Below are 13,166 nucleotides of genomic sequence, written 5' to 3'. Positions count from 1 at the left end.
ATCATTATTCTGTCTTCTGTCCGCCCGGGGCGCGGGCTGCGGCCTGCTGCGTGGCAGGCGTCCCGCCCCCGGGCGTCATGCCCAAGCCTCAGAGGCTGGGCAGCAACCGCGCGGGCAGCAGCGCGTTCAGGGTGCCGGCCGCCAGCAACCGGCTCGCGGTCTCGATATCCGGCGCGAAGAAGCGGTCCTTCTCGTAGTAGGGCACTTCGGCGCGCAGCAGGCTGCGTGCCTGCTCCAGCTTGGGCGAGCTCTTCAGGCCTTCGCGGAAGTCCAGGCCCTGGCAGGCGCCCAGCCACTCCACGGCAAGGATGCCGCGCACGTTCTCGGCCATCGCCCACAGGCGCTTGCCGGCATTCGGCGCCATCGACACGTGGTCCTCCTGGTTGGCCGAGGTCGGCAGGCTGTCGACGCTGTGCGGATGGGCCAGTGCCTTGTTGTCGCTGGCCAGCGCGGCGGCGGTGACCTGGGCGATCATGAAGCCCGAGTTGACGCCCCCGTTGGCCACCAGGAAAGGCGGCAGCTGCGACATATGGCGATCCATCATCAGCGAGATGCGGCGCTCGGACAGCGAGCCGATCTCGGCGATGGCCAGCGCCAGGTTGTCGGCGGCCATCGCCACCGGTTCGGCATGGAAATTGCCGCCCGAGATCACGTCGCCTTCGGCGGCAAACACCAAGGGGTTGTCCGAGACCGCGTTGGCCTCCACTTCCAGGACCTCGGCCGCCTGCCGCAATTGCGTCAGGCAGGCACCCATCACCTGCGGCTGGCAGCGCAGCGAGTAGGGATCCTGCACCTTGTCGCACTGCGCATGCGAACGCGCCAGCTCGCTGGTATCGGTCAGCAGATCGCGATAGGTGGCGGCCGCATCGATCTGGCCGCGCTGGCCGCGCACCGCATGAATGCGCGCGTCGAAAGGCGCGCGCGAGCCGAGCATGGCCTCGACGCTGAGGCTGCCGCAGACCGTGGCCGCGGCAAACAGATCCTCGGCCTCGAACAGGCCGCGCAGCGCGTATGCGGTGGATACCTGGGTGCCGTTGAGCAGGGCCAGGCCTTCCTTGGCGGCCAGGGTCAGCGGCTCCAGGCCGGCACGTGCCAGCGCCTGGCGCGCCGGCAGCCATTCGCCCTGGTAGCGGGCACGGCTTTCGCCCAGCAGCACCAGCGACATATGCGCCAGCGGCGCCAGGTCGCCAGAGGCGCCCACCGAGCCCTTGAGCGGGATATGCGGATAGACCTCGGCATTGACCAGGGCGATCAGCGTGTCGATCACCTTGCGGCGGATGCCGGAAAAGCCGCGCGCCAGGCTATTGATCTTGAGCAGCATGATCAGCCGGACCATGGCGTCGTCCAGCGGTTCGCCCACACCGGCGGCATGCGACAGCACCAGCGAGCGCTGCAGGTTCTCCAGGTCCTCGCGGGCGATGCGGGTCTGCGCCAGCAGGCCGAAGCCGGTGTTGATGCCGTAGGCGGTCCGGCCTTCGGCAACGATGTTCTCAACGCAGGCCACGCTGGCGGCGATGGCCTCGGCGGCCTCGCTGTCCAGACTCACGCGCAGCGGCTGCAGATAGGCCTGGCGCAGCTGCGCCAGGGTCAGTTGACCAGGTTTGAGGTTCAGCGCGTTCACGTTCAGGCTTCCTTCTTGTGGTTGAGCATCGGCAGGTTCAGGCCCTGCTCTCGTGCACAGTCGATGGCGATGTCGTAGCCGGCATCCGCATGGCGCATCACGCCGGTCGCGGGATCGTTGTGCAGCACGCGGGCGATGCGGGCGGCGGCTTCGTCGGTGCCGTCGCACACGATCACCACGCCCGAATGCTGCGAGAAGCCCATGCCCACGCCGCCGCCGTGATGCAGCGAGACCCAGGTCGCGCCGCTGGCGGTATTGAGCAGCGCGTTCAGCAGCGGCCAGTCGGACACGGCGTCGGAGCCATCCTTCATGCTTTCGGTTTCACGGTTGGGGCTGGCCACCGAGCCGGAGTCGAGGTGGTCGCGGCCGATCACCACCGGCGCCGACAACTCGCCACTGCGCACCATCTCGTTGAACGCCAGGCCAAGCTTGGCACGCAGGCCCAGGCCGACCCAGCAGATACGCGCCGGCAGGCCCTGGAAGCTGATGCGCTCGCGCGCCATGTCCAGCCAGCGGTGCAGGTGCGCATCGTCGGGGATCAGCTCCTTGACCTTGGCGTCGGTCTTGTAGATGTCCTGCGGATCGCCCGACAGCGCGGCCCAGCGGAACGGGCCGACACCGCGGCAGAACAGCGGGCGGATGTAGGCCGGCACGAAGCCGGGGAAATCGAAGGCATTCGCCACGCCCTCTTCCTTGGCCATCTGGCGGATGTTGTTGCCGTAGTCGAAGGTGGGCACGCCCATCTTCTGGAAGTCCAGCATGGCCTGCACATGCAGCGCCATCGACTGCTTGGCGGCCTTGACCACACGAGCCGGCTCGGTCTGCGCGCGGTCGCGGTACTGGCCCCAGGTCCAGCCCACCGGGAGGTAGCCGTTGAGCGGATCGTGCGCGCTGGTCTGGTCGGTGACCATGTCCGGGCGCACGCCGCGGCGCACCAGTTCGGGCAACACTTCGGCGGCGTTGGCGCACAGCGCGATGGAAACGGCGCGGCCTTCGGCGGTGTACCTGGCGATGCGCGCCAGCGCGTCATCGAGGTCGGTGGCCTGTTCGTCGACATAGCGGGTGCGCAGGCGGAAATCGATGCTGGCCTGCTGGCACTCGATGTTCAGCGAGCAGGCGCCGGCCAGCGTGGCGGCCAGCGGTTGCGCGCCGCCCATGCCGCCCAGCCCGGCGGTCAGCACCCAGCGGCCCTTGAGGTTGCCGTTGTAGTGCTGGCGCCCGGCTTCCACGAAGGTCTCGTAGGTGCCCTGCACGATGCCCTGGCTGCCGATATAGATCCAGCTGCCGGCTGTCATCTGGCCGTACATGGCCAGGCCCTTGGCGTCGAGCTCGTTGAAGTGTTCCCACGTAGCCCAATGCGGCACCAGGTTGGAATTGGCGATCAGCACGCGCGGCGCGTTGCTATGGGTCTTGAACACGCCAACCGGCTTGCCGGACTGCACCAGCAGGGTCTCATCGTCGTTCAGCGTCTTGAGCGTCTCGACGATCTTGTCGTAGCACGCCCAGTTGCGCGCGGCGCGGCCGATGCCGCCGTACACCACCAGCTCCTTGGGGTTCTCCGCCACTTCCGGGTCGAGGTTGTTCATCAACATGCGCAGCGGCGCTTCGGTCTGCCAGCTCTTGGCGTTCAGTTGGTTGCCGCGCGGGGCGCGGATCTCTACATCGCGAAAGCGGTCGGTGTTGCTCACGGGAACTCCTTGGGTCAATAAGGCCGGCTCGAACCGGTCTGTTCAGCCATGCTAGGTATGTATAGTGTTGTATAGACAAGCTCGGATAAATTGGGGTATTCCCGAGGATAAGCCGCAGGCATGGACGAAAAAGTGCGCTTATGAATACTTAAATGATGAAGGCGACGGAAAGTGCGCGCCGTTCCGAGCGCGCACTCAAGCACCGCGACACGGACGCCCCTCCCGCGAGTACGGACATCGGCGATGCGCAAGCGCGGTATGATGCTCCTGATCCGCCGCATGCCCATGGCATCGATACGGCCCTTGCAAGCACGCCTGCGACCCGAACGAGGCGGTCGCCGCGGAACACCCCTGGACTCCCATGCTGATGCGTTTCCTGGAACGGCTGATTGACCCGTTCCGCGCCCTCCCCGACACCCAGCCACCCAGCCAGATCTGGCGCTTTTATGCCTACTTCCTGCGAGAGGTGTGGCCGGTCTTCGCGCTGCTGCTGGGCGTGGGGCTGGCTGGCGCGCTGATCGAAGTCTCGCTGTTCGGCTTTCTCGGTCGCTTGGTCGACCTGGCGCAAGCAACACCGCCCGCCGAGTTCTTCGCGCGCCACCGCGTCGAGCTCATGTGGATGGCGGTGGTGGCGCTGCTGCTGCGTCCGTTCTTCAACGGCCTGCACGACATCCTCGTGCACCAGGTCATCAACCCGAGCCTGGGCAACCTGGTGCGCTGGCAGAACCACCGCTACGTCCTCAAGCAGAGCCTGTCGTTTTTTCAGAACGACTTTGCCGGGCGCATCGCGCAGCGCATCATGCAGACCGGCTTCTCGCTGCGCGATTCAGCGGTGCAGGCCGTGGATGCCATCTGGCATGTGTTGATCTACGCGGCCAGCTCCCTCTACCTGTTCGCGCAAGCCGACTGGCGCCTGATGCTTCCCCTCGTGGCGTGGATCGCCTGCTACGTGGCCGCCATGCTGTACTTCACGCCACGCGTGAAGGCGCGCTCGGTTGCCGCCACCGGCGCGCGCTCGCGGCTGATGGGGCGCATCGTCGACGGCTATACCAACATCACCACGCTCAAGCTGTTCGCCCACACGCGCCATGAAGAGGACTACGCGCGCGAAGCCATGGCCGACCTGACCGACAAGGCACGCCTGTCCGGGCGCATGGTCAGCGCCATGGATTTCACCGTGACCTCGCTCAATGGCCTGCTGATCGCCGGCACCACCGGGCTGGCGCTGTGGCTATGGAGCCAGGGCCATGTCAGCGTCGGCGCGATTGCGCTGTCGAGCGGGCTGGTGATCCGCATCGTCAGCATGTCGGGCTGGATCATGTGGGTGATCAGCGGCATCTTCGAGAACATCGGCCAGGTGCAGGATGGCCTGCAGACCATCGCCGTGCCGCGCACGGTCGGCGATCGCGACAACGCGCAAGCGCTGCGCGTCACGCGCGCAGAGGTGCGCTTCGAAGGCGTGGGCTTTCACTACGGCAAGGGCTCGGGCGTGATCGAGAACATCGACCTGGTGGTGCGCCCGGGCGAGAAGATCGGCCTGGTCGGCCCCTCCGGTGCCGGCAAGTCGACGCTGGTCAACCTGCTCCTGCGGCTGTACGACGTGGAGCAAGGACGCATCCTGATCGACGGCCAGGACATCGCCGGCGTCACGCAGGAAAGCCTGCGTGCGCAGATCGGCATGGTGACGCAGGATACGTCGCTGCTGCACCGCTCGATCCGCGACAACCTGCGCTACGGCCGCCCCGGCGCCAGCGAGGCCGAGCTGCTCAGCGCGGCCAACGACGCCCATGCCGGCGAGTTCATTCCGCGCCTGCGCGATGCGCATGGGGCGACGGGGCTGGATGCGCAGGTGGGCGAGCGTGGCGTGAAGCTGTCGGGCGGCCAGCGCCAGCGCATTGCCGTGGCACGAGTGCTGCTGAAAAACGCACCGATCCTGATCCTGGACGAAGCCACCTCGGCGCTGGACTCCGAAGTGGAAGCCGCCATCCAGGAGAACCTGGAGACGCTGATGCAGGGCAAGACCGTGATCGCCATCGCGCACCGCCTGTCCACCATCGCGCGCATGGACCGGCTGGTGGTACTGGAGGATGGGCGGATCGCCGAGAGCGGCACGCATGCGGAGTTGCTGGCGCGTGGGGGGCTTTATGCGCGGTTGTGGGCGCATCAGACTGGGGGGTTTGTGGGGGTGGAGTAGAGCGGGTTGCTTGGGGACTCGGGATTGATGTTGGCGGTAGTGGTTTTTGGGCCCAAGTGCCTTCATGCTCGGGTCTTTCGCTGTTTTTTTAGCGGCGTTGGTTGTTGCACCCAAGGGCCATACGACATCCCCCTGCGGGGGCTGCCGGTCACTTTTCTTTGCGCGGCAAAGAAAACTAACGAAAAGAAAGCCGCCCTGCCGGGAGCAGAGCAATCAGGCTGTTTTTGCCTCGGTGGTTGCATCGTACGGCCCGGAGTGTTGGCTGGCCAATCCTACCGGCTTGGAGGGCATCGTAAATGCATGACCCAATGGTCACGTGGTGGTGCCCCTGATCGCTTTGCGCAGTGAGCATTCGACCATCTGCCGTTCGCCGTGCGCAGCGCCACGATCCTGCCTGCCCTGGTGGTTTCGTGGTTTTGTCTCTGGCGGTGGCCGCCCGGCCATTTGATGCCCTGCCGTACCGGCACGAGCGGCACCTTGCTTCACCCCCCTCTGGTTTCGTGGTGGGCACCGTGGCCCGTCCGCGAGGGCCGCACCCGCACCTCACCACGCTCGTCCTCCGAGACAAAACCACGAAACCAGTCACGCCCGATACGGCGCAGCACTTCGCCCCGCGAACGGCAGATGTGGGAATGGTCACCGCACACGAGGTCAGGGGCCGCACCACGTTACCCGTAGGTCATGCAGAAACAATGCCCTTTGGGCCGGTAGGATTGGCTAGCCAACACTCCGGGCCGTACGACGCAACCACTGCCCCACATAAGCCTGATTGCTCTGCTCCCGGCAGGGCGGCTTTCTTTTCGTTAGTTTTCTTTGCCGGTCAAAGAAAAGTGACCGGCAGCCCCCGCAGGGGGATGTCGTATGGCTTTTGGGTCCAAAAACCAACGCCTCTCAAAAAAAAGCGAAAGACCCGAGCATGGAGGCTCTTGTCCCCAACAGCCAACTCCGCATCATCCATCTACTCACTATCAGGCTCAAACCAACCCCATCACCCCCGCCCCAGCCCCCAACGCCACCAGCACCAGCGGATGCACCTTCGTCTTGAGCATCAGCACGATCGTGACCACCGTCACCGCCACGGCGGTCCAGCGGTGATCCACGCTCGCGGCAAGGATCCAGCCAGTGGAAAACAGCAGCCCGATGGTCAGCGTGGCAAGGCCGCGCCGGATCAGGCCGGGCCACCGCGCTTGCGGCGAGCGGCCGGCGAAATACTCGAAGCCGAGCGCGATCACGCTGGACGGCCCGCAGATGCCGATCATGCCGACAATGGCGCCGGCCAGGCCCGCCACCTGCCAGCCGAACAAGGCAACGAACAAGATGTTCGGCCCGGGCGCGGCCTGCGAGATGGCGTACATGGCGGAGAACTGCGCGTCGCTCATCCAGGCGTTCGACTCCACCAGGAAGCGATGCATGTCGGGGATCGTGGTACTGGCCCCGCCGATGGCGAGGAACGACAGCATCAGGAAATGCGTGAGCAGGCTGGAAAGCACGTTCGGTGAACTCATTGCCGTGGCTCCCCGGGTACCGCTGGCACGGGCGGCGCGGGCGGCATGGACGACACCTCGATAGCCGCCGCCTGCGCGCGCCGCGCAAGCTGCTCGCTGCGCCACTCCAGCACCAGCCCCATCGGCACCAGCACCGCCATCACCGGCACCAGCGGCCAGCGCAACAGCCCGATGCCGACAAACGCCGCGCCGCCGATCATCAGTCCGCGCACGGTGCGCGGCTGGCTCTGTGCGAGCTTGAAGCCGGTCGACAGCACCAGCCCGGCCGACACCGCCGTCATGCCCGTGAGCATGCGCTGCACCGCCGCCACGTCGCGGTAGTGCTCGTACAGCAGCATCAGCGCCAGCACGCCCACCATCGGCACCATCACCAGCCCCGCAAAGGCCGCCAGCGCGCCGCGCAGTCCGGCAAAGCGCAAGCCCAGCATCAGCGCGAGGTTGATCACGTTGGGGCCGGGCAGCACCTGCCCAAGGCTGAGCAGCTCGACAAAATCGCGGTCGCCCAGCCAGCGGTTGCGGTCGACCACGGCGCGCCGCACGAAGGGCAGCACACCGCCGAAGCCGGACAGCCCCATGCGGGCGAATTCGATAAACAGGCGCCGCGGCGTAGGTGGGGGTGCTAGCGCTACCATCGGATCGTCGCCGGTGGGAGAGGGAGTAACTGGCATCGCTTGTCACGGGAGAGGCATGGCCGCCGGGGCGGTCCGGCATGCCGGGAAAGAAAAAGGCCCCGCGCATTGTCTGTCGCGCAGGGCCAGTTCGGGTGGACGCGGCTTAGTTGCCGCTCGCCGGCGGCACGATCCGTACCGGCTCGATGCTCGGCTCCTTGAGCTTGAGATCCAAGGCGCGGCCCTTGCGGGCGCGCTTGCCCACGTAAGGCAGCAGCAGCTGGCCGTAGAGCTTCTGCGAACTCGGCTTGCCGCCGCGCCCGGCACCGGACACCACCAGCCCCGGGGCGCCGACGGCGATCGCCTGCTGCAGCGTCTCCTTGGGTTCCAGCTCCATCAGGATCACGCCGCGGCCACCGGCCGAGAGCGACTTGATCTCGTCGAGCGCAACCAGCAGCATGCGGCCGTTGGCCGACAGGCAGGCCACGTGCGTGGCCTCCTCGCCGATCGGCGCGGGCAACAGCGGCGCGTCGCCCTCGTCCAGCGTCAGGTAGGCGCGCCCGCCCTTCTGCCGGCTGACCATGTCTCCGACCTTGGTCTGGAAGCCATTGCCGCCGCGCGTGGCGATCAGCAAGCGCTGGTCGACGCTGCCGGCAAAGGTATGGGCGATCTGGCTGCCGGGCTGCAACTCGATCAGCGTGGTCACGGGCACGCCGTCGCCGCGCCCGCCCGGCAAGCCGGCCACCGGCACCGTGTAGGCGCGGCCATTGGTGCCGAACACCAGCATCACGTCCACGCTGCGGCACTCGAAGGTGCCATAGAGCGCATCGCCCGCCTTGAAGGTGAACTGCTGCGCGTCATGGCCGTGGCCCTGGCGCGTGCGCACCCAGCCCTTCTGGGAGACCACCACGGTGACGGGCTCGTCGACCACGCGCACCTCGGCGTTGGCGCGGCGCTCTTCCTGGATCAGCGTGCGGCGCGGATCCTTGTCTTCCGGGCTGTATTGCTTGGCGTCGGTCTCGATCTCCTTGATGATGCGCCGGCGCATCATGGTCTCGGACTTGAGCAGCACATCCAGCTCGGCCTGCTCGTCGCGCAGGCTCTTCAACTCCTGCTCGATGCGCAGCGCTTCCAGCCTGGCCAGCTGGCGCAGGCGGATTTCCAGGATGTCTTCGGCCTGGCGGTCCGACAGGCCGAAGGCCTGCATCAGCGCCGGCTTGGGCTCATCGCTCTCGCGGATGATGCGGATCACCTCGTCGATATTGAGCAGCACCAGCATCCGGCCTTCGAGGATGTGAATGCGATCTTCGACCTTGCCCAGGCGATGGCGCGTGCGGCGGGTGACGGTGGCGAAGCGGAAGGCGATCCACTCGCGCAGGATGTCGGCCAGGCCCTTCTGGCGTGGGCGGCCATCGGTGCCGATCATCACCAGGTTGATCGAGGCGCCGGACTCCAGGCTGGTGTGCGCCAGCAGCGTCTGGATGAATTCCTGCTGCTCGATGTTCTTGCTCTTGGGCTCGAACACCAGCCGCACCGGCGCGTTCTTGCCGGATTCATCGCGCACCGCGTCGAGCACCGCCAGCATGCCTTGCTTGAGCTGCAACTGCTCGGGCGTCAGCGACTTCTTGCCCGCGCGGACCTTCGGGTTGGTGATTTCCTCGATCTCTTCGAGCACCTTCTGCGACGAGGTGCTCGGCGGCAGCTCGGTCACCACCAGTTGCCACTGGCCGCGCGCCATTTCCTCGATGATCCAGCGCGCGCGCACCTTCAGGCTGCCGCGGCCGTTCTCGTAGATCTGCGCAATGTCGGCCGCGGGCGAAATGATCTGGCCGCCGCCCGGATAGTCCGGCCCCGGCATCAGCGCCAGCAGCTCGGCCAGCGTGATGTTGGGGTTGCGGATCATCGCCACCGTGGCTGCCGCCACTTCGCGCAGGTTGTGCGGCGGCACCTCGGTGGCCATGCCCACGGCAATGCCCGATGCGCCGTTGAGCAGCACAAAGGGCAGGCGCGCCGGCATCAGCCTGGGCTCTTCCATCGAGCCGTCGTAGTTGGGGATGAAGTCCACCGTGCCCTGGTCGATCTCGTCGAGCAGCAGGCGCGCGATCGGCGTGAGCCGGGCTTCGGTGTAGCGCATGGCCGCTGCGCCGTCGCCGTCGCGCGAGCCGAAGTTGCCCTGGCCGTCGATCAGCGGGTAGCGCAGCGAGAAGTCCTGCGCCAGGCGCACCAGCGCGTCATAGGCGGACTGGTCGCCGTGCGGGTGGAATTTACCCAGCACATCGCCCACCACGCGCGCCGACTTGACCGGCTTGGCGTCGGAGCGCAGCCCCATCTCGTGCATGGCGTACAGGATGCGGCGCTGCACCGGCTTCTGGCCATCGGCCACTTCCGGCAGCGCGCGGCCTTTGACCACGCTGATGGCGTAGTCGAGATAGGCGCGCTCGGCATAGTGCGCCAGGGTCAGCGAGTCCGCTCCGTTGTCGGGCGAACCTGGGTCAAGCGGAATGTCTTGTTGTTCCATGGATTGGCAAGAAGACGGCGCACCGCATCGTTGGCCGGTGCGCCGGTTGCATGTTGTTCGTTATGCGGTTCGTCTTAGGGTTCGGTATGGGATCAGGGCATGTTGCGGCGGCCGCCGATCACCATCTTGACGCGATTGACTCCCGCCCCGCCCAACCCCGCGGGCGCGCCGCCCGGACGGTAGAAGCGATAGAACTGCAGCACCGTGCTGACATATTGCTGGGTCTCGGGGAAAGGCGGAATCTTGTTGTTGTAGCGTTGCACCGCGCCCTCGCCCGCGTTGTACGCGGCCAGCACCAGCTCGAGGTCGTTGGGGAACAGCTCCATCAGCCAGCGCAGGTAGCGCACGCCGGCCGAGATATTGGTGCGCGGGTCGGCCAGTTTCTGCTCGACCGTGCGCCGGGCATCGGCGCTCACGCCAAAGCGCGCGCCGGTGTCGGGAATCACCTGCATCAGCCCGATCGCGCCCTTGGGCGAGACCGCGCCTGCGTTGAAGCCGGACTCTACCGCCATCACTGCCTTGACCAGCGCCGGGTCGACATTCTGCGCCGCCGCGATCTGGCGGATCATGGGCTCGACCGTGGCGATATTGGGATGGTTGACGACATAGCGGTAAAGCTTGTGCGTCTCCAGGTCGATCTGGCTGCCGGCACCGGCTCCGGCGCGGTACGGCAGCGGGCTCTTGAGCTCGCCACCATTCTTCATGAACAGCGTGTAGCGCTCGTCCAGCTTCTCGTCCGAGAAATGCGCCACGCCGTCGTCGTCGATATAGCCATACAGCGCAGCGTGGGCCGCTGGCATGAAGCCCAGGCCGGCCAAGCCGGCCAGCAGCATGCCGGCGGCAATCCATTGCCGCGCGCGGTTGCTGCCAGGTCTGGTCTTAGCCATCGGGACTCCTTGCGTCATGCGGGTATCGAACGGTTCGATTCGTGCCGCCTAGATATCGGCGATCACCTCGTTGCCGCGCTCCTCGAGCCAGGTGCGCCGCTGCGCGGCCTCGCCCTTGCCCATCAGCATATTCATCACGCCCACGGTCTGCGGCAGGTCGAAATGGCCGAGCGCCACCGGCAACAGGCGGCGCGTGTCGGGATTCATGGTGGTTTCCCACAGCTGCTCGGCATTCATCTCGCCCAGGCCCTTGAAGCGCGAGATCTGCCAGCCGCCTTCCTTGATGCCATCCTTCATCAGCTTGTCCTGGATGGCCACCAGCTCACCGTCGTCCAGCGCATAGAGCTTCTGGGCCGGCTTCTTGCCGCGCGCGGGCGCATCCACCCGGAAAAGCGGCGGGCGGGCCACGCACACGTTGCCGTTGTCGATCAGCCTGGGGAAATGCTTGAAGAACAAGGTCAGTAATAGCACCTGGATGTGCGCACCGTCCACGTCAGCGTCGGACAAGATACAGATCTTTCCGTAGCGCAGGTTGGACAGGTCAGGCTCATCGTTGGGGCCGTGCGGGTCCACGCCGATTGCCACCGCGATGTCGTGCACTTCGTTATTGGCGAACAGGCGGTCGCGCTCGGTCTCCCAGGTGTTGAGCACCTTGCCGCGCAGCGGCAGGATGGCCTGGAACTCCTTGTCGCGCCCCATCTTGGCCGAGCCGCCGGCGGAGTCGCCCTCGACCAGGAAGAGTTCATTGCGGGTGACGTCGGTGGATTCGCAGTCGGTCAGCTTGCCCGGCAGCACGGCTACGCCGGAACCCTTCTTCTTTTCCACCTTCTGCGCCGCGCGCGTGCGCGCCTGCGCCTGGCGGATCACCAGCTCGGCGAGCTTCTTGCCGTACTCGACGTGATGGTTGAGCCACAGCTCCAGCGCGGGACGGCTGAAGGTGGACACCAGCTTCACCGCGTCGCGGCTGTTCAGGCGCTCCTTGATCTGGCCCTGGAACTGCGGGTCCAGCACCTTGGCGGACAGCACGAACGAGGCACGGGCGAACACGTCCTCGCTCATCAGCTTCACGCCCTTGGGCTGCAGCGCGTGCATCTCGATAAAGCTCTTGACTGCCTGGAACAGGCCTTCGCGCAGGCCGGACTCGTGCGTGCCGCCAGCCGGCGTGGGAATCAGGTTGACATAGGACTCGCGCACCGGCGCGCCATCTTCGGTCCACGCCACCACCCAGGAAGCGCCCTCGCCCTCGGCGAAGCCATCTTCCGCCGCGTTGGCGTCCGGGTCGGCGAAGTGCTCGCCTTCGAACATCGGCACCACCAGCTCGGCGCCGCTGCCCTGCGCCAGCGCTTCCACCAGGTAGCCCTTGAGGCCCTGCTCGTACTGCCAAGTCTGGCGCTCGCCGTTTTTCTCTTGCAGCAGCGTGACCTTGACGCCGGGCAACAGCACCGCCTTGCTGCGCAGCAGCCGCTGCAGCTCGGCCATCGGGATCGCGGCCGAATCGAAGTACTTCGCATCGGGCCAGACCTGCACCCGCGTGCCGCCCTTCTTCTCGCCGCGCTCGAGCTTGCGCGTGGCCAGCGGCACGGTGACATCGCCGCCGGAGAAGGTCAGCGTGGAGCAGTTGCCGTCACGCCATACGGTCACGTCGAGGCGGGTCGACAGCGCATTGGTAACGGAGACGCCCACACCGTGCAGGCCACCCGAGAAGGCATAGGCACCGCCCTTGCCCTTGTCGAACTTGCCGCCCGCGTGCAGGCGCGTGAACACGATTTCCACCACCGGGACCTGCTCTTCGGGATGGATGCCGACCGGGATGCCGCGGCCATCGTCCTCGACGCTGATGCTGCCGTCGCGATGCAGGGTGACCATGATCTCGGAGCCGTGGCCGCCCAGGGCCTCGTCGGAGGCATTGTCGATCACCTCCTGCACGATGTGCAGGGGATTGTCGGTACGGGTGTACATGCCGGGTCGTTGCTTGACCGGCTCCAGGCCCTTCAGGACCCGGATGGAGGATTCGCTGTACTGACTGATTTTGCTCGCCATGGAGTCGCTTGCTTAGTGGGATTCTCGGCCAGCCTTGGCGGGGGCGCGGTTGCCGCACGCCAGCCAGGGGGGCCGGGCAGCCTGCATTGTAATGGAAGCGGGTAG

General features: G+C 66.5%; 8 protein-coding genes. 1 reads left to right on the top strand and 7 read right to left on the bottom strand.

The annotated features are described in order from the left end of the window. Window positions 1-88 precede the first annotated feature (88 nt). Both hutH and hutU read right to left on the bottom strand, forming a co-directional pair. Window positions 89-1,621: a histidine ammonia-lyase gene (hutH, locus tag AC07XB_RS08720; protein WP_492831085.1), complete on the bottom strand. Its 1,533-nt coding sequence runs from the start codon at window positions 1,619-1,621 to the stop codon at window positions 89-91. A 2-nt stretch (window positions 1,622-1,623) separates the two neighbouring features. Next, on the bottom strand, window positions 1,624-3,309 hold the full coding sequence (hutU, locus tag AC07XB_RS08715; protein WP_492375388.1) for a urocanate hydratase: 1,686 nt from the start codon (window positions 3,307-3,309) through the stop codon (window positions 1,624-1,626). A 361-nt stretch (window positions 3,310-3,670) separates the two neighbouring features. Here hutU and AC07XB_RS08710 point away from each other — a divergent pair, with 361 nt between their 5' ends. After that, entirely contained in the window at window positions 3,671-5,503 is a 1,833-nt protein-coding gene (locus tag AC07XB_RS08710) for an ABC transporter ATP-binding protein (RefSeq protein ID WP_492831084.1), read from the top strand. A gap of 974 nt (window positions 5,504-6,477) precedes the next feature. Here the strand turns inward: AC07XB_RS08710 and AC07XB_RS08705 are convergent. From AC07XB_RS08705 to AC07XB_RS08685, 5 genes are all read right to left on the bottom strand, one after another. Then, on the bottom strand, window positions 6,478-7,008 hold the full coding sequence (locus tag AC07XB_RS08705; RefSeq protein WP_183036321.1) for a chromate transporter: 531 nt from the start codon (window positions 7,006-7,008) through the stop codon (window positions 6,478-6,480). After that, on the bottom strand, window positions 7,005-7,676 hold the full coding sequence (locus AC07XB_RS08700; protein ID WP_492831083.1) for a chromate transporter: 672 nt from the start codon (window positions 7,674-7,676) through the stop codon (window positions 7,005-7,007). Before AC07XB_RS08700 ends, AC07XB_RS08705 begins: the two co-directional genes overlap by 4 nt. Window positions 7,677-7,782: 106 nt before the next feature. Next, window positions 7,783-10,134, bottom strand: coding sequence for a DNA topoisomerase IV subunit A (gene parC, locus AC07XB_RS08695; protein WP_043348134.1), 2,352 nt, complete (start codon window positions 10,132-10,134; stop codon window positions 7,783-7,785). A 92-nt stretch (window positions 10,135-10,226) separates the two neighbouring features. Then, on the bottom strand, window positions 10,227-11,021 hold the full coding sequence (locus AC07XB_RS08690; RefSeq protein ID WP_492376092.1) for a lytic transglycosylase domain-containing protein: 795 nt from the start codon (window positions 11,019-11,021) through the stop codon (window positions 10,227-10,229). Between the two features lie 48 nt (window positions 11,022-11,069). Next, window positions 11,070-13,061, bottom strand: a complete 1,992-nt coding sequence (locus tag AC07XB_RS08685; protein WP_492376091.1) for a DNA topoisomerase IV subunit B — start codon at window positions 13,059-13,061, stop codon at window positions 11,070-11,072. Window positions 13,062-13,166 lie beyond the last annotated feature (105 nt).

The sequence above is a fragment of the Cupriavidus sp. GW821-FHT02F09 genome, assembly GCF_059421605.1.
This window is presented reverse-complemented; position numbering and strand designations above follow the sequence as displayed.

What these genes read in the sequence shown, in the direction of transcription:
- AC07XB_RS08710 (WP_492831084.1), top strand. Translation starts at nt 3,671, where the DNA reads ATGCTGATGCGTTTCCTGGAACGGCTGATTGACCCGTTCCGCGCCCTC.
- AC07XB_RS08705 (WP_183036321.1), bottom strand. Translation starts at nt 7,008, where the DNA reads ATGAGTTCACCGAACGTGCTTTCCAGCCTGCTCACGCATTTCCTGATG.
- AC07XB_RS08700 (WP_492831083.1), bottom strand. Translation starts at nt 7,676, where the DNA reads ATGCCAGTTACTCCCTCTCCCACCGGCGACGATCCGATGGTAGCGCTA.
- parC (WP_043348134.1), bottom strand. Translation starts at nt 10,134, where the DNA reads ATGGAACAACAAGACATTCCGCTTGACCCAGGTTCGCCCGACAACGGA.
- AC07XB_RS08690 (WP_492376092.1), bottom strand. Translation starts at nt 11,021, where the DNA reads ATGGCTAAGACCAGACCTGGCAGCAACCGCGCGCGGCAATGGATTGCC.
- AC07XB_RS08685 (WP_492376091.1), bottom strand. Translation starts at nt 13,061, where the DNA reads ATGGCGAGCAAAATCAGTCAGTACAGCGAATCCTCCATCCGGGTCCTG.